General features: G+C 48.0%; 15 protein-coding genes and 1 pseudogene. 13 read left to right on the top strand and 3 right to left on the bottom strand.

Annotation, left to right across the window (positions count from 1 at the left end):
- Positions 1–121: 121 nt before the first annotated feature.
- A complete protein-coding gene (locus TY10_RS11105) occupies positions 122–1,654 on the top strand; it encodes an MDR family MFS transporter (RefSeq protein ID WP_042163249.1) in 1,533 nt (510 codons plus the stop codon).
- Positions 1,655–1,910: 256 nt separating this feature from the next.
- Here TY10_RS11105 and TY10_RS11100 read toward each other — a convergent pair whose 3' ends face one another.
- The 3 genes from TY10_RS11100 to TY10_RS11090 form a co-directional block, all read right to left on the bottom strand.
- On the bottom strand, positions 1,911–2,867 hold the full coding sequence (locus tag TY10_RS11100; RefSeq protein WP_052350489.1) for an ABC transporter permease: 957 nt from the start codon (positions 2,865–2,867) through the stop codon (positions 1,911–1,913).
- Complete coding sequence (locus TY10_RS11095) at positions 2,860–3,780, bottom strand: ABC transporter ATP-binding protein (protein ID WP_042163248.1); 921 nt, start codon at positions 3,778–3,780, stop codon at positions 2,860–2,862. The genes TY10_RS11100 and TY10_RS11095 overlap by 8 nt, the downstream gene beginning before the upstream one ends.
- Positions 3,781–4,040: 260 nt before the next feature.
- Positions 4,041–4,607 carry a TetR/AcrR family transcriptional regulator gene (locus tag TY10_RS11090; protein ID WP_042163246.1) on the bottom strand — a complete coding sequence of 189 codons (567 nt, stop codon included), beginning with the start codon at positions 4,605–4,607 and terminating at the stop codon, positions 4,041–4,043.
- Positions 4,608–4,782: 175 nt separating this feature from the next.
- On the opposite strand from TY10_RS11090, the gene lpdA reads away from it, so the two are divergent.
- The 12 genes and pseudogenes from lpdA to TY10_RS31490 all read left to right on the top strand — a co-directional run bounded on the left by lpdA (position 4,783) and on the right by TY10_RS31490 (position 16,650).
- The gene (gene lpdA, locus TY10_RS11085; protein ID WP_042163244.1) at positions 4,783–6,171 is read left to right on the top strand and encodes a dihydrolipoyl dehydrogenase; all 1,389 of its coding nucleotides are present in this window, start codon (positions 4,783–4,785) and stop codon (positions 6,169–6,171) included.
- Positions 6,172–6,200: 29 nt separating this feature from the next.
- Complete coding sequence (locus tag TY10_RS11080; RefSeq protein ID WP_042163241.1) at positions 6,201–6,833, top strand: biotin/lipoyl-containing protein; 633 nt, start codon at positions 6,201–6,203, stop codon at positions 6,831–6,833.
- Positions 6,817–8,001, top strand: coding sequence for an ABC transporter permease (locus tag TY10_RS11075; protein ID WP_042163239.1), 1,185 nt, complete (start codon positions 6,817–6,819; stop codon positions 7,999–8,001). The genes TY10_RS11080 and TY10_RS11075 overlap by 17 nt, the downstream gene beginning before the upstream one ends.
- Positions 8,002–8,112: 111 nt before the next feature.
- Complete coding sequence (locus TY10_RS11070; RefSeq protein ID WP_042163237.1) at positions 8,113–9,021, top strand: poly(ethylene terephthalate) hydrolase family protein; 909 nt, start codon at positions 8,113–8,115, stop codon at positions 9,019–9,021.
- Between the two features lie 297 nt (positions 9,022–9,318).
- A pseudogene (locus tag TY10_RS11065) lies at positions 9,319–10,234 on the top strand (iron-hydroxamate ABC transporter substrate-binding protein).
- Between the two features lie 195 nt (positions 10,235–10,429).
- Entirely contained in the window at positions 10,430–11,407 is a 978-nt protein-coding gene (locus TY10_RS11060) for a cell wall hydrolase (RefSeq protein WP_042163235.1), read from the top strand.
- Positions 11,408–11,545: 138 nt separating this feature from the next.
- Positions 11,546–12,196 carry a hypothetical protein gene (locus TY10_RS11055; protein ID WP_155985805.1) on the top strand — a complete coding sequence of 217 codons (651 nt, stop codon included), beginning with the start codon at positions 11,546–11,548 and terminating at the stop codon, positions 12,194–12,196.
- Between the two features lie 16 nt (positions 12,197–12,212).
- Positions 12,213–12,440 carry a YfjL-like protein gene (locus TY10_RS32665; RefSeq protein ID WP_042163231.1) on the top strand — a complete coding sequence of 76 codons (228 nt, stop codon included), beginning with the start codon at positions 12,213–12,215 and terminating at the stop codon, positions 12,438–12,440.
- A gap of 146 nt (positions 12,441–12,586) precedes the next feature.
- A complete protein-coding gene (locus TY10_RS11045) occupies positions 12,587–14,560 on the top strand; it encodes an AraC family transcriptional regulator (RefSeq protein ID WP_042163229.1) in 1,974 nt (657 codons plus the stop codon).
- A gap of 102 nt (positions 14,561–14,662) precedes the next feature.
- Positions 14,663–15,658, top strand: coding sequence for a FecCD family ABC transporter permease (locus tag TY10_RS11040; protein ID WP_042163408.1), 996 nt, complete (start codon positions 14,663–14,665; stop codon positions 15,656–15,658).
- Positions 15,651–16,358: a FecCD family ABC transporter permease gene (locus TY10_RS11035; protein WP_238327545.1), complete on the top strand. Its 708-nt coding sequence runs from the start codon at positions 15,651–15,653 to the stop codon at positions 16,356–16,358. The genes TY10_RS11040 and TY10_RS11035 overlap by 8 nt, the downstream gene beginning before the upstream one ends.
- A complete protein-coding gene (locus TY10_RS31490) occupies positions 16,300–16,650 on the top strand; it encodes an iron chelate uptake ABC transporter family permease subunit (RefSeq protein WP_238327544.1) in 351 nt (116 codons plus the stop codon). Before TY10_RS11035 ends, TY10_RS31490 begins: the two co-directional genes overlap by 59 nt.
- Positions 16,651–16,659 lie beyond the last annotated feature (9 nt).

Here is a 16,659-nt window from a genome sequence, read left to right as displayed (position 1 = left end):
TTTCGATGCTGGGAGAATGGATTTTAAGAATATACATAAATTGGATAAAGGAAAGCTTCATTTAAACAACGGATGCAGCCTTAGTCGAGTACATTGAACAGGCGGAGGGGACATACACGTAATGAAGATGGCAAATCGGAATCCTATGGGCGTAATTATCGGGGGCTTACTGCTGGCTATCCTTATGGCATCGATGGATAACACCATAGTAGCCACTTCAATTGGTACGATCGTCGGCGAATTGGGCGGCTTCGATAAATTAATGTGGGTCACCTCAGCTTACATCGTGGCTGAGATGGCCGGTATGCCGATTTTCGGCAAATTATCGGATATGTACGGGCGCAAACGATTTTTCATATTCGGCATTATCGTTTTTATGGCCGGTTCTGCGCTATGCGGAACAGCGGAATCGATCGTTCAATTGAGCATTTATCGCGGGATTCAGGGGCTTGGCGGCGGAGCGCTGATGCCGATTGCCTTTACAATTATGTTCGATGTCGTTCCTGTGCATAAACGCGGCAAGATGGGCGGCTTGTTCGGCGCAGTATTTGGCTTATCCAGTCTATTCGGTCCCCTTCTAGGCGCGTATATAACAGACTATATTCATTGGTCCTGGATTTTCTACATCAATTTGCCCCTTGGATTGATTGCATTCATTATGATTGCATTTTTTTACAAGGAGTCTATCGTCCATTCCAAGCAAAAAATCGACTACTTTGGCGCAATTGTACTGGTAGCTTCGATCGTCTGTTTAATGTTTGCACTGGAGCTCGGCGGGAAGCAATACGCTTGGAATTCCGCGGTTATATTAGGTTTGCTTGCTGCTTTTGCCGTGCTGATTACCGGGTTCGTATTTATTGAACGGCGAGCGGAGGAGCCCATTATTACCTTCGGCATGTTCAAGAACAGACTTTATGCGACGAGCAACATTATGGCGATGTTCGCCGGCGCTGCATTTATTACTGCGTCCATCTATATCCCCATCTTCATTCAAGGCGTTCTAGGCGGTTCAGCTACTAATTCGGCTCTTGTGCTGCTTCCGATGATGCTCGGCTCTGTTGCTACGGCTGCAGGCGGCGGGCTACTGATGACCAAATTGAAATACCGGACGATGATGATTCCGACCTTGACGCTGCTAGTCATAGGCATTGGGCTATTGACTACGTTAACGACCGGTTCGTCACATTTCATCGTAACGGTCTTTATGATTCTGGTCGGCCTCGGGATCGGCGCATCATTCTCCGTATTGAGCAGCGCGGCCATTCATGGCTTCAGCATCCGGCAGCGCGGCTCTGCCAGCTCGACGCTTAACTTCATGAGGGCGCTTGGTATGGCGCTTGGCATTACCGTATACGGCATGATTCAAAGTCATCTGTTCAGAAATAAACTGGATGCCCAATTCACCGGGGGCCATACCGGGATGCCGGAAGGACTCGATCTGAGCGATCCCCGTAAAATATTAACGCCGGAAACACGGGAGCTTATTCCGGCATCGGTATTGGATCAAATAACGGATGCGCTTAGCTCCTCCGTCGTTCAGACCTTTGCTTGGGCGCTGATCCCGTCCGTCATTGCTTTGCTTGCGTCCTTCGCTATGAGCAAAGAGAAGCTGGACCCTTCAGCCAAGCAGGAACAATACTCGGCTTCACATTAAGTAGGGTCAGCTCTAGATTTGCTTTCAATAGTCAGGTTAATGGCAGACGGAGCAATTGAATGATTCTGGAGAAGCGTCAGCGTTCGCTTTTGTGAGGGGATTCCAACCTTGCCTCGTTGATTTAATGGAATCCCCGAGCAATTGCGATCGGAAGAACATTCAAATTCATAGGAGGCTTTTAACCTAAACAAAAAAGAGGCTATCCCATTTGTCATTTAATGACTTAAGGGATAGCCCGTTTATTAATTCAAATAAATTAACCAGCCACATCACGCTTCGTAAACAGAAGCCACGCGATGAATTGGAAGGCCAAGTAGTAGATGGCAAGCATGAGAATAGAGAAGGATAACGTCATCTCCGGCCGGAGGGGCGAGGAGCCTTCCAAATATCGCGTCAGGTCGATGTTGGCGAAGAGCAAATATTTTACCCAGCTGTAGCTGCTTAGCAGCATCGTTACCGTATTGCCTACCAGCATGAACAATAGCGAGAATGCAATCGCCATGGAGGAGCTGCGGAATGCGGAAGAGATCATAAAGGCCATCGTGACATACATAATGAGCGAGATGACGGCAAAGCCGTACTTTTGCAATACGTCAACAATCATAGAGCTTTCCTGCACGATACCATCCGCATTGACAGACAGAAGAGGCTGGCTGAGTCCGTCGAAGCCTTCCAGGATGCCGCCTGCAGCGAAGGCAGATCCAAAGCAAAGCAAGAGCAGCAGCAGTGCAAATCCCATCGTAGCGATATATTTGCTGACCATAATTTTCGTCCGTGATGCGGGACCGATAAGCAGCAGCTTAATTGTTCCCCAGGAAAACTCGGCGGCGATCATATCGGCTGCAATAATAACGGTTAGTATGGTGACCAGAATGATTAGGGAGGAGGAGTTATTGACATAGTCCCAAAGTGAAAGCTCGCGGGGATTGATGCCCTGCTCCAAATAATATTCATTAAGCTTAATCTGTTCTGTAAGCTGCTTTTTCTGGTCGCCATTTAGCTCTTGGTTGTTCTGCAGCTCTTGCTGCATGCTGCTGTTAACTTGGATTAAGCCCTGTTCCCAGTCGGTGCTGGGGTTCCGGTACGATTCCCAATTCATAAGTCCGCTAAGCAAAGCGACGGTTAGCAGGAGGAAAGCGATCATAATCCATGTCCGGGGACGCCTATAAATTTTCATATTTTCATTGCGGATTAGCTTCGACAAACTAGACAATCATCTCACCCCCGGTAATTTCAAGGAATTGATCTTCAAGCGATTTTTGCACCGCATGAATGCCAAGCACTTCAATCTCTGCATTGACGAGAAGCTTCGTAATATGAGGAATCGCTTCTTTATCCGCCGTCAGCTCGAGCTGATCGCCTATTACGTTCATTCGGGCAGTATCGAAGACGGAAGCAAGCAATTGCTCCGCGGCCGGTATATCGTCAACTTCAATAATGATTTTGGTCTGGGCAGCATCGCGTGTTTCTTGCAAGGATCTAATGTCCATAAGCTTGCCGCCTTGAATGATAGCTACTCTGTCGCACATCAGCTCCATTTCGGAGAGCAGATGGGAAGAGACGATAACGGAAATGCCTTCTTCTTTCGTCAGCTTGCGCAAGTAGTCCCGAAGCTCGCGAATGCCTGCGGGATCAAGACCGTTGGTTGGCTCGTCAAGAATGAGAAGTGAAGGACGATGCAGAATGGCTTGCGCAACGCCCAGCCGCTGGCGCATGCCTAAGGAGTAGCGCTTCACTTTCTCATGAATCCGGTTTTGCAGCCCAAGCATCGTGACGACCTCGTTAATTCTTTCCTTCGTAATGCCGTTGTGCCGTCGTGCGAAGAGAGCTAAGTTCTGGTAGCCGGTCAGAAACTTATACATTTCCGGATTCTCAACAATGGCTCCAACATGGGTCATTGCGAGCTCGAAGTAATTGCGGACGGAGACGCCTTTAATGAGTGCTTCGCCCTTCGTCATGGAGATTAAGCCGACGATCATGCGAATTGTTGTTGTTTTGCCAGCCCCGTTGGGCCCAAGAAATCCAAATACTTCCCCTGCGGGTATATCGAAGGTAAGATTATCGACAATTGTGCGTCCGCCAATTTTTTTCGTTACATTGCGAAGCTGCAATACGGCTTCTGTCATACGGTTAAACCTCCCGAAATTGTTCTACATCAGAACTATACCGGAAGACCGTCTAGTATAAAATAGACCTACGAACAGGTTTCTTCCCCTTCTTAGGTCGAGTATGCGGATTGCTGCGATTGATGATGGAAAGGCGAAATGCTCAATAAAGAAGGGAAAGAAGAGTCAAACGGGGCTGTAATGAATGATAGAACAAACAGGAATAAGCCATAATAAAAGCAGCCAGCTTTTATTATGGCTTATTTTGCATGGTTTTCAGTTTAGCTCGCAACCAGCTCTTTAGCTTGCTGTTTGCCGGAGGCCAGCAGCCTGTCGCTTAGCAGGGGATCATTAACAGACCGGGCAAGCACAAGCGTTCCAACCATCGTGCTTAACAGTACGCTGCCTGTGGAGACATCAACCTCAGCTACATCGGCAATAAACTGGATCATTCGCTCCAGCTCTTGCGTATACACGTTGCGGACTTCTTCCGAAGAGCGGGATATTTCGCTGGAGAGAGCGGGAAGAATACAGCTCATTTCCGTCTGGTCACGATGAGATTGGCTTAAATAATAGTCAATGACCGCGTGAATTTTGGGATCACCCTTAGCATTCTCGGCCGCTTCCCGCAAGTAAGCAATCGTATCGTCAATCGCATAGCGGCATGCTTCGGCGACCAGCTGCTCTTTATTGTCGAAATGCGAATAAAACCCTCCGTGAGTCAGCCCTGCTCCTTTCATAATAAAAGGCAAGCTTATGTCGCGGATGCCGTTCGTTCGAAAGGCTTGTGCGGCACTTTCAATGATTTTGCCCCGAACTTTGAGCTTATGGCCCTCTGGATAAGGCATCGCAATCACTCCTGTCGCTCGAAATCGATCTTTTTTTAAAATATTATAATCATCATAATAAAGCCTGTCAATTTGGCCTGCCGAATGCCGAAAGGGATAAGGAGGCTATTGACGATTTTAAAATATGATGATTATAATATATTATGGTCATAATATTTTAAGGAGGAATCAAGATATGAGTCAGCATGAAACGATCGACAACCTGGTCATCGGTTCCGGTCCGGGGGGATATGTAGCAGCGCTGCGTTCTGCGCAGCTTGGCTTGAAGACAGCTGTGGTTGAACGTAATGGGATTGGCGGAGTGTGCACGCATGTGGGCTGCATTCCTTCAAAAGCATTGATTGCTGAATCACATCGTTATCAGATGCTCAATCAATTGAACAGAGTGAATGATCCGTTGATTTTCGAAAGTGCTCAAGCTTTCAAGCAAGGGGTCGTGAACAAGCAGTCTGGAGGAGTCAGGTTTCTGTTGAAAAATGCTGGCGTACAAATTGTCGAGGGGGAAGCCAGCTTTATTGACGAGCATACAGCTCTTATTAAAGGAGCGGGCACGGAGCAGCATATTACATTTAAGCATGTCATATTGGCGACAGGCTCCCGTCCGATCGAGCTGCCGGCTTTGCCGTTCGGCGGCCGTATTTTATCCTCTACTGAAGCTTTGTCGCTATCGCATATTCCAGCCAGCTTAGTTATTATTGGCGGCGGTTATATTGGCGTGGAGCTGGGACAGATGTATGCCAAGTTCGGAGCAAAAGTGACGATTCTCGAGGGGGCCGAACAAGCAATGCCAGGATTTGAGCCGGAGCTTACTGCTCCCGTGTTGAAGCAGCTAAAAGCGGACGGCGTAACGATCATAACCGGAGCAATTGCTTCGGCAGCAGAGCAGACTGCGGATTCCGTAACGCTGCATTATTCACAGAATCAGGAGCAGCATGTCATTCAAGCGGACTATGCGCTGGTGACCGTTGGACGAAAACCGAATACGGACGGCAATTTGGGGCTGGAGCGTATCGGCCTGCCTGTTACAAGCAGAGGACTCATTGAGACAGACAAACAAGGCAGAACGGCTGTACCTCACATTTTTGCCATTGGAGATATTACGGCAGGCCCTGCCCTTGCCCACAAAGCTTCCTATGAAGCGAAGGTTGCGGCAGAAGCGATAGCAGGCCAAGCCTCAACTATCGACTATAAGGCAATTCCGCTCGTCATGTTCTCGGAGCCGGAGGTGGCAAGCGTTGGCTTAAGCGAGACCGAGGCTAAAGCGAAGGGGATTGCAGTTGTCACCGGCAAGTCGCCTTTTACAATTAATGGCAGGGCTCTTGCGCTGCAAGCGACAGATGGTTTTGTGAAAATTGTTGCGGACCAGACATCCAACATTGTCATCGGTGCGCAAATCGTTGGTGTGGAAGCTTCAACACTCATTTCAGAGCTGGCTCTGGCCATCGAGATGAGCGCGACAGTAGAGGACTTGGCTTTAACGATTCATCCGCATCCGACGCTTGGAGAAGTCATTATGGAAGCGGCGGAGCAAGCTGTGGGGAAATTAACTAAAAACAGAGCCTGACATGATCAGGGAGAGGGAGAGACATTATAATGAAGGTCAAAACAACGGTATATCTGGTTCTTGCTGTCCTATTAATTGCAGGAGGTTCGCTGCTTGCGATTAAAGGAAGAGATGCAGTCAGCCAAGCTGAGAACAGGAAACAAGGCATCCTTGAATCGGAGCAAACGGCTGTCAGATATGGCAGCAATCCCGGAAAAATCATTGAGGTTTCAGTAGCGGCAGGCGATACGGTCAAAAAAGGCGATTCACTGTTCAAGGTTCAGACAGCTGAGGGAAGCGACGTTGAAGTCATTGCACCGGAAGACGGGTTCGTTACAAAAATCGCAGCCAACGAGGGCGATGCCATTGCGCAAGGCATGCCTTTGGCTGTTGTGCAAAAGACTGCCTACTACACGGATATTTACGTGCAGGAAAGCCAAATTCAAAAACTGCAGCTCAATCAAAGCGTTAAGGTTCATTTTCCGAATGTGAAAATTACGGATGATGCCGAAGGGGTAATTGCTTCAATCGCCGCCGCTCCTCAATTCGCCAGCTTGCGAATGAGCCGTGAGAAGGGCCAAGCAGATTTGAGCATGTATCTTGTCCGGGTAGCGATAGCTTCAGATGATAAATTAATGCCGGGTATGACTGCAGAGGTGGATCTTGATGAAATCGCTTCTTGAGGAATGGAAATATGTTGCGGGCAGCAAGTTTCTCATCTCCATCTTTGTAGGACCGATTATTGCGGCCGTATTTTTTGGCTTCATGTTCTCGCATAACCAAATTGCCGAATCGCCGGTCGTCGTTATTGACGAAGATCACAGCTCCTATTCGCGGGAGCTTATCTCCAAGCTCAATGCTTCCCCGTATATGAAGGTCACGAATGTGTTCGCAAACCGGATGGATCCTGAAACTTTGCTCGCCAACGAGCAGGCTGTGGCGGTTATTACGCTTCCTAACGATTTGGAGCTGCGGCAGCTGCAGGGCAAATCCTCGAACATTGGAATCTTGATGGATAATACGATGCCATCCGGATTAATGGGGATTCGAACCGCTATACAAGAAATCGTTACGACGGAAAATACGACGATCGCGATGACCCGTCTGGTCCAGACAGGATGGGATGCCGAAGCATCGAAGGGGCTGATTGCTCCGTTGTCGCTTCAGCAGCGCATCCTGTTTAATCCGACTGCCAGCTATGTTGATTTCATGGTGCTTGGCTTCGTCAATATTATCGTGCTCATGATGACTACGTCCGCAGCAGGGTCTGTTGCCCCGCGTCTCCGTAAGGAAGGCAAGCTGTTCGCAAACGGCGATTCGCCGCTGCAGCTTTGGGTTCGCAGCGTGCCCTATGCGGTTCTAAGCACGCTCTCGTTGCTGTTAGCTTATGGACTATTGAAGCAAATCGGGGGGATGCGGTTCGAAGCTGCGCCGTATATCTTCATTATCCCTTTGCTGGTCTACACGTTTGCTTTATCGCTGCTGGGCATGCTGCTTGGCTACACGGCGAAGGATGCGTCCAAGGTGGGCCTCCGAACAAGCTTCGTCTTATACCCTTCGTTTTTGGCGACGGGCATTCAGCTGACCCCGCTGGCGTTTCCTGCTTTCTTCCAAGTTACGGCATGGGCGCTTCCGATGAACTGGCTGAACCGTCTGATCCGCGGAATGGCGTTCCGGGACGGTGCGCTTACGGCTTACAGCCGGGAGATAGGGGCGCTGCTGATCATTATTGGCGCCGTCTCGTTAATAATCGGGCTGCTCGTTATCCGGGAATCTCGTAAAGCGAAATTGCCTGCGGATCAGACAGCTGGAGCCGGCGTTGATCCTCAGCTCGCAGTGGCACAAGGGTAAGTTTATTCCTGTCTGGCGGAAGATTCGGCTGGAAAACAATTCTATGTTAGAATAGAAGCATAGTTTTTACGCTGGACAGGAAGCTGTTAGGGCTTCCGGAGAGGGGAAGGAATGGCAGTAGTCAGAAAGATATTTAGAAACAAGTGGCTAACAGGAACGCTTGTCATCGTATTTGCAGTAATATTGGCATTTTCCATTTTTTCGTATTTTTTGATCAATTCGGTTTCAGCCAATTTTGCAGCAGGAAGCATCGAAGCGAAATATGCAGCGGCAGGGCAGTTTGAAGTCCAATCCACAGTAATCACCGATGAGCATGGGGAGAATTTGTACAAAATCTACTATCCTTCCGTGCTTGATACCGCTTATCCGCTAATTGCCTGGGGCAACGGAACGGGGGCGCTTCCGGCAAATTACGACGGGCTGTTCCAGCATCTCGCCAGCTGGGGATTTGTCGTTATCGATACGTACAATACGACGACGGGAACCGGGAAAGAAATTATAGATTCTATATCCTACATGCTGGATGAGAATGATAATGCTGACAGTCTGTTTTATCAAAAAATTCAAGCGGATCAGATTGGCGCTGCTGGCCATTCCCAAGGCTCGACAGGTGTCATCAACGCCCATACGCATTTCGAACGCGGCGCCGACATCAAGACCGTCGTATCCATTGCCCTTCCAGAGCTGAAATATTGTGATCCGGAGGATGTCTATGATACGTCGGAATTGAAGGTTCCGTTTCTCGTGCTGGGAGGAACCCGGGATTTCATCGTTTCGCCTTCCGGTTCCAACAAGCTGGCTATTAATGGTACGAGCCCGGATGTTCCGGCCATGATGGCTATGGCCAAAGGGGCGGCGCATACTGCAATTGAAAAGGACGGCGGCCAGCATAGAGGTTATTTGACGGCCTGGATGCGGTATCGTCTTATGAATGATTCAGAAGCGATGCGTGCCTTCGAGGGGAAGGATGCGGAGATAGTCGCCAACAAGCGCTGGAAAGACGTAGTGTCGAACGGGTAACAGACAGTTTAGATAGAATAGATCTCTAAGGCAGCCCGTACATGTTTCTATGAAGCAGATGTCGCAAGGCTGTCGTATAAGAACCTTCAAATTCACCGGAATGGTGGAGATGAAGGTTCTTTTTTACGGCTTACAACTCAAGTTCAATGGATGCTGAAGCAACATGTAAATCCGCAGTTTATCAGCCTTTTTCCAATGGTATTTGCGATTTGATTGTTGACAAAAGACAGAAAACTCATTAAAGTGATGAAAGTGATAATCATTATCGTTTATAGTTGGAAGGGGATATTTTGAATTATGAAAAAAACTGCTGTAGCCGTCATACTGTTGCTTACTCTTGTCATCAGTGCTTGCGGAGCGAACCGTGAACCGCAACAAGAGGAAGCAGCCGGCAAATCCGGAACACGCGAATACGTATCGGAGAATGGGCCGATCGAAATCCCGGCTGATCCTAAGCGGATTGTCGCACTGACCAATGCGCCGAACATATTGGCAATGGACGTTGAGCTTGTTGGCGTGGATGAATGGACGAAGGCCAATCCATTGTTCGCAGACAGACTGGAAGGCGTTCAAACGGTTTCCGATGAGAAACTGGAGGAAGTTTTGGCGCTGAAGCCTGATCTTATTATTGCAGGCTCTACGATGAAAAATTCTCGATAAGCTGCGCGAAATCGCGCCGACGATCGTCTATACATGGGGCAAGCTGGATTACTTGAATCAGCAGCTTGAAATCGGCAAAGTGCTGAATAAAGAGAAAGAGGCACAGGCATGGATCGACGATTTCACGAGCCGTGCGAAAGCCGCTGGTGAAGAGATCAAAGCAAAAGCGGGTGCCAATACGACCGTATCGGTGTTTGAGACCGATTCGCAAAACTTCTATGTGCTTGGTAATAACTGGGCACGCGGAACCGAAATTTTGTATCAAGCCATGGGACTGCAGATGACGGATAAAGTAAAACAGGATGCACTTGCTCCGGGCTACTATACGATTTCGCTTGAACTGCTGCCTGAATATGCAGGTGATTTTATCGTGCTTAGCCGGAAGCAATCTGGTGAGAACAGCTTTATGCAGTCCGAGGTATGGAAAAAAATCGACGCGGTTAAAAATAATCGTGTTATTGAGATCGATACCGAAGCATCGTCATACAGCGATCCGATTACGCTGGAACATTTGCTGAAGATTTTCCACGAGCAATTTTTAGCTAATTCCTAATCGTTAATCCATTATAATGCAGTCAAAAACGGAACCCCAATACCGGCTGTGGTACTGGGGTTTGTTCTATTTTATGAACAAAAAGATTCAATTCTGTGAAAACGTTAATCCTTTTGACCTACTTAGCTGTGGTATAATTTTGCCCATCGGATATTTGTTGGGAGATTACACCAACCGGAACACAAGGAGGTACACATGATTAGAGCTGGAAAGCCGTATATATGGGCTATCGTGCTTGCATTGCTTGCATTTGGCTTTGGGCCGCAGTCGCATGTACTCGCCCGGGAAGCCGCTGATGCGAATGACATAACGATTAAGCTTGACGGCAAGAAGCTGACCGCTTCGGTCCGCAAGCTTGATGGCAGACTGTATGTGCCCGTCAACCGGATGGCCGAACTGTTCGGCGCTACCACGAGCTGGGATCAGGATAATGAAGAAGTAACGATACATACTGCACTAAATGATAAAATTGTACTCGGAATCGGAGTGCCAACCGTTTATTTCAACGAAGACCGCTACCGGATGGAGGAGGCCCCGTTCTCCTCAGAAGGCCGAATTTTTGTGCCGCTGCGCCAATTAACGGAGATGCTGCACGGAACATTGAAGATGAATGCTGAGAATAGCGTTGTCGAGCTGGCTAAGGTGCAGCCCGCCGTTATATCGGCAGAGTATACACTGGAAGACGCCAGCAAGGAAGCTGGCAGCAGCAAGGCAGAGCTTCTGAAACGGAACGGACTGGACAGCAAGCAGGTTAAGCAGGGGACGAAGCTCAAGGTTGTCGTACCTTCGGTACTGAGTCAGCCAGCCAAGCCGTTTACAGACGCCGATTTGCAATTGCTTGCCAAGATTACGATGGTGGAATCGGGCTATGAGTCCTACCAAGGGCAGCTTGGCTTGGCGAACGTCATCTTGAACCGGGTGAAGGACAGCAGGTTCCCGGATACGATCCGCGACGTTATTTACTCCGGAAAGCAATTCCCTCCGGCGCATAACGGCACGCTCGACAAGAGCAAGCCTAACGCCAGTGTCCTTCGCGCAGCAAAGGATGCATTAAACGGCAAGAACAATGTGGAAGATGCACTCTACTTCTTTAATCCCGACATTTCTAAAGGCTCATTCTGGTCGAGTCTGGACGTCATTGTTACGATCGGGAATCATAGCTTTGCTAAATAATAGACATAACAGCGCGTACCGTTTGCTAACGGTGCGCGTTTTTTTTGTAGATGGGATAAAGCGAAAAAAGGATTTTATTCCTATTTTATCTAATTAGAGTTTGAAGAGTGCGGTTTTGTAAGTCGGGAGGTAATGAGAGTGATGATACTAAATTATAAATCGATATATCGATCACAAGAGGAGTCTAAGGCCGCTGCTAAAAAATTGATTGTATTATTGAAACCCAACATCGCATCAGGCAGTTTGGTCGAGAATGTGAAACACCAAGATGATAAGTCCATTTACTATTTAACGAAATTGAATTTCTTTCAATCAGATATTCATGATTTCTCTTATGCACAAGAAATTTTAATGGTTTTAAGTAAATCATGGACCTGGAGGTTATCATCGGCGCATACTGGTAAATTTTCTGCAGCTTATGAGGAAGGCTTTATCGATTTTCATTTTATTGATGTTTTACATAACGAAGAGGGATCTAACTTGGTTTGTCATTTTTTTGTAAAAGGCAATTCTGAATTAGAGGTTGCAGCTCAGTTAGGGAGATGGCTCCAAGGAATTTTCATTAAATTCGAGACACTTCAAGTAAACGAATATTTTAAAATAGAACAATGCTATATCGTAACGGTTAGCATTGGTTTGGCTAATAATTCTTTTGAAGAAGTGAGGGAAGTACTGTTAGGTTTTACGGAGAGTTGGAATGCAGCCGGATTGGAGGCTTATACAGATGAGTGTACAGTTGATAAAAATATACTAGCTATACAAGCTAGCTTTAAAGAAATCAAGCTATAGAGAAGGAAGTGTTCGCTTGAAAGTTATTTTATCAATAATTACAGTAGTTGTACTTGTGTTTAACTATTTTGTTTATAGCTTTATACATGGCAATCCATTAAGTATGTATCTTTATCAAAAAACAGTAGAACAATACTTGGAATCGAAATACGAGGAGCCTTTTAAGGTGGAAAAAGTAAAGTATAGCTTTAAACAATCTACGTTAAAACATAGTTATTATACGGCAACTGTGAAGGTTAGTTAAAAACAAGGTGCTCCAGTCAACAGGAGTACCTTGTTTTTTTCAATTAGACAGATAAAAATTATTGAAAATGATAATTATTATCACATATAATAGATGCGTAAGTCATAGATAAAACGGGAGAGTAAGAGGAAGGGGAGAACGAGCTGGTGAACCTTAGTGACCATGCCAGGCTATGGGATCATACACTCATAAAAATATTAGATGTACGCCATACGAAGATGGAACAAGGAGAGGAATTGAGCTCCTATCGGCTGCCTTCCAGCGCCTTCTTCTACATTACGCGCGGCAGCGCGCAGATCCGGCTAGACGGAGTGCAGCATACGATGGGCCGGTTCAGCATTCTTCACGGCGGCAAGGGGCTTTGTCTGGATATTGCGGCAGAGGAGTTTTTGGAGTATTACATGATTTTGTATAAAGCGGTGCTGGCGCTTCCGGCCCGCCCAGAGCTGGTTAAGCTCATGGAGCAGAATAATCCTTTCCGGATGCAATATTCGTTCACGCCTCATTATCCGATTCCGGTCTTTCACAACGTCACCATGCTGAGTAAAGTATGGGAACGCTCGGATACATTGGATAAATTACATATCAAATCGATATTCTATCAATTGCTATACGTCATATTTGAACAGATGGAGCGTCAGAGTGTCATATACGTGAAGCCGGATCTTGTGGCGCAAGCCATTCAATATATTCATGAGCGGTACATGGAGCCGATTACGCTTGAATCCTTGCTGGAGATGCTGGACTGCAGCTCGCGCCAGCTGCTCCGGTCGTTCAAGAAGCAAGTGAGAACAAGCCCGATCGATTATTTAATTCAAGTTCGGATGAATAAAGCGAAGGAATTGCTGCTGACGACGGAGCTGACGCTGAAGGATATTTCCGAAAGCGTCGGTTATGCGGATAGCTATTATTTTAGCCGGATATTTAAGAAGCACGAGGGTGTTTCGCCAACCTTGTTCAAAGAAAAAGCACAGCAGCAAAAGCAGCGTCCAAATAATCCATCCTATTTGTTCAGATATCCCATTGTTGCGAGAAGGCAGCAACGTTATATTGGTAATGAGTTTGAGAATCGTTATCAATCTAAACGAGAAGGGGATTTACCAATGTACAGGAAGTCTAGAACGGCAATGGCAGCAACACTATTATTTTGTTTTGCATTGTTTTTGAGCGCATGCTCGACAGGCGGAACGAATTCAGGCGCAGCGAACGGCAATACGCCAAGCGGCAATGTTGCGGCAACGGCTACGGCCAGCCCGGCTGCTGAAACTGGTGCGTCAACGAGAGTAATTAAGCATGCGATGGGGGAAGAGACGCTTACCGGCAACCCTGAGCGTGTCGTTATATTGACGAATGAAGGTACAGAAGCGCTTCTGGCTATGGGAATTAAACCAGTTGGTGCCGTACAGTCCTGGATCGGCGACCCTTGGTACGATCATATCAAGGAAGAGATGGAAGGCGTTACGGTAGTTGGGGATGAGCTCCAGCCCAATATTGAGCTGATTGCGAGCTTGAAGCCTGATCTCATTATCGGGAATAAGGTTCGTCAGGAAAAAATCTACGAGCAGCTGAAGCAAATTGCGCCGACGGTTTTCTCGGATGATTTGGCGGGAGACTGGAAAATCAACTTCAAGCTTTACTCGGAGGCTTTGAATAAACAGCAAGAAGGCGAACAGGCAATGGCTGCTTTCGATAAGCGCGTTGAAGAAGTGAAGGGCAAGCTCGGCAGCAAAGCGGATACGAAAGTGTCGGTCGTACGCTTCTCAGCGAAGCAAGTGCGTATCTATCAGAAGCAAACGTTCTCAGGCGTTCTTCTGAATCAGCTTGGCATTGCCCGTCCTGAATCGCAAGACAAGGATTCATTCATTGAAGTGATGTCCAAGGAAACGATTCCGAGCATGGACGGAGATGTGATGTTCTACTTCGTATCAGAAAATCCGGGCAAGACGGATGCAGCTAAAGTTGTTGAGGAATGGAAAAAGGATCCTTTGTTCCAAAACCTGAACGTAACGAAAAACGATAAAGTCATTCAAGTCGATGAGGGAATTTGGAATTCAGCAGGCGGTTATGAAGCAGCCAACCTGCTGCTGGATGAAATTGTAGCTTATTTTGACGTGAAATAAAGTTAGGTGTGAAGCTGGCGTCGTTGTCGCGTCAGCTTCTTAATGATTTCTGATATTGTGACAAATAGGAGGCTTGTGGTGGGCGGAAATAAGCTCTTCGTGATGCGAAGCAACAAGAGCAAGACTATAGGGCTTGCAGCAGCTGTCCTGCTGCTGCTAATCAGCGTCCTATGCAGTATTTTGTTTGGTCTTCATCTCTATGGAATCAAGGACTTGTGGCTTGCGTACAGCAGCTTCGATGGCTCGAATGACCATCTTATTCTAACAACCGCGCGAGTGCCAAGAGCATTAATCGCCGCTTTGGTAGGTGCAAGTCTCGCCGTAGCAGGCGCTGTTATGCAGGTGCTGACACGAAACCCGATAGCATCCCCTTCGGTATTTGGAGTGAATGCCGGGGCGGTGTTATTTATTGTGATCGGATTAACGACATTTGGCGCGTCCCTAACGATGAACGGAATGGTGTGGCTCGCTTTTGCCGGTGCGATTACGACTTCGATGATCGTCTACATATTGGGCTTGCAGGGCGGAGGGTTCGAGCCGATTAAGCTGACGCTGGCTGGCGCCTGCATCGCTGCTTTCGCTACCTCCATTACATCCGGCATTATATTGATTGATAAGCAATCGCTAGAATCGGCGTTGTTCTGGATGATCGGCTCCGTGGAGGGAAGAAATCTGGAGCATCTGCTGATGGTGCTGCCGTATATGGCTGCGGGTCTGCTGCTCGCTGCGCTGCTTGCCGGATCGCTCAACATTATGGCTCTTGGCGATGACGGTGCCAAAAGTTTGGGACAGCGCCTTACCTTCGTCCGCCTGCTGTCAGCCGCGGCAATCGTCCTGCTGGCAGGAAGCTCCGTCTCGGCGGCAGGACCGATTGCCTTCATCGGGCTTATCGTTCCGCATCTTTGCAAATATTTGATCGGCAATGATTACAGGTGGCTGCTTCCTTACTGCGCCGTAATTGGGGCTATTTTGCTGGTGACAGCCGATTTGGGCGCACGTTTCATTCTAGATGGCAAGGAAGTTCCTGTGGGCGTGGCGACAGCGGTAATCGGGGTTCCGTTTCTGATTCATGCGGCTAGAAGGAGGAGGCATGTTTAGACAACGCGCTATGAAATATACCGTCATCCTATTCTCTTTATTTGCTGCGGTTGTTCTCCTGTCCCTTCTTAGCTTGTCATTAGGCGGAGTAAAGGTGCCCGTCCACGAAATTTGGCTATCCCTAACGGGACGCAACACGGAGAGCAGCAATTTAATTGTCATGCAGTTCCGTCTCCCGCGTATACTTGCAGCTGTATTGATTGGAGCAGCTTTGGCTGTCGCGGGTGCTATTCTGCAAGGCGTTATCCGCAATCCGTTAGCGTCGCCCGATTTGCTTGGAGTTACAGGAGGCGCTTCCGTTGCGGTGGTCGCGTTCATGACCTTGATGACAGGGTACAGCATTCACTGGGTCCCGTTCATCGCAATAGCCGGCGCATTAGCAGCCGTTGTACTGAATTATGTGTTCACTTGGAAAAGAGGCGTGTCGCCATTCCGGCTGGTGCTAATCGGAATCGGTATCTCCACAGCGATGGGTGCGCTGACGACTTTCCTGCTCATTAGCGGACCGGCCTATTTGGCCGCCCAGGTGCTGAATTGGATGACCGGCAGCATTTACGGAACGAACTGGAGCTACATTAAAGTGCTATGGCCTTGGGTAGCTCTATTTATCCCGCTTGCTCTGCTGTATGCGAAGGAATTGAATGTGCAATCGTTGGGGGCAAGAGACGGCCCGCGGACTGGGGAGCCGCATTCAGCTTAGCCGGATGATCTTATTGTTCTATAGTGTTGCCCTTGCCGGGGCTGCTGTCGGAGTAGCCGGTATGATCTCTTTTATCGGGCTGATGGCTCCCCATATTGCAAGGAGACTAGCAGGCAATTCTTATAAAATAATTATTCCCGTGTCCGCGCTTATTGGGTCGATTATTTTGCTATTGGCCGATCTGGCAGGGCGGCTTCTCTTTCAGCCGCTCGACATTCCGGCTGGCGTATTTACTGCGGGAATCGGTGCGCCTTTTTTCATGTATCTGCTGTTTAAGCGCAAGAAGGTTTAGAGGGAGGCA

Origin of the sequence: Paenibacillus gorillae (assembly GCF_000513275.1) — a bacterium.
Lineage (GTDB): Bacteria > Bacillota > Bacilli > Paenibacillales > Paenibacillaceae > Pristimantibacillus > Pristimantibacillus gorillae.
The sequence above is the reverse complement of the archived record's forward strand: the minus strand, read 5'-3'. Positions and strand labels throughout refer to the sequence as shown.

Coding starts and splice junctions, on each gene's coding strand:
- TY10_RS11075 (WP_042163239.1), top strand. CDS start 6,817: ATGAAATCGCTTCTTGAGGAATGGAAATATGTTGCGGGCAGCAAGTTT.
- TY10_RS11060 (WP_042163235.1), top strand. CDS start 10,430: ATGATTAGAGCTGGAAAGCCGTATATATGGGCTATCGTGCTTGCATTG.
- lpdA (WP_042163244.1), top strand. CDS start 4,783: ATGAGTCAGCATGAAACGATCGACAACCTGGTCATCGGTTCCGGTCCG.
- TY10_RS11105 (WP_042163249.1), top strand. CDS start 122: ATGAAGATGGCAAATCGGAATCCTATGGGCGTAATTATCGGGGGCTTA.
- TY10_RS11095 (WP_042163248.1), bottom strand. CDS start 3,780: ATGACAGAAGCCGTATTGCAGCTTCGCAATGTAACGAAAAAAATTGGC.
- TY10_RS11035 (WP_238327545.1), top strand. CDS start 15,651: ATGTTTAGACAACGCGCTATGAAATATACCGTCATCCTATTCTCTTTA.
- TY10_RS11080 (WP_042163241.1), top strand. CDS start 6,201: ATGAAGGTCAAAACAACGGTATATCTGGTTCTTGCTGTCCTATTAATT.
- TY10_RS11090 (WP_042163246.1), bottom strand. CDS start 4,607: ATGCCTTATCCAGAGGGCCATAAGCTCAAAGTTCGGGGCAAAATCATT.
- TY10_RS31490 (WP_238327544.1), top strand. CDS start 16,300: ATGTGCAATCGTTGGGGGCAAGAGACGGCCCGCGGACTGGGGAGCCGC.
- TY10_RS11070 (WP_042163237.1), top strand. CDS start 8,113: ATGGCAGTAGTCAGAAAGATATTTAGAAACAAGTGGCTAACAGGAACG.
- TY10_RS11040 (WP_042163408.1), top strand. CDS start 14,663: ATGCGAAGCAACAAGAGCAAGACTATAGGGCTTGCAGCAGCTGTCCTG.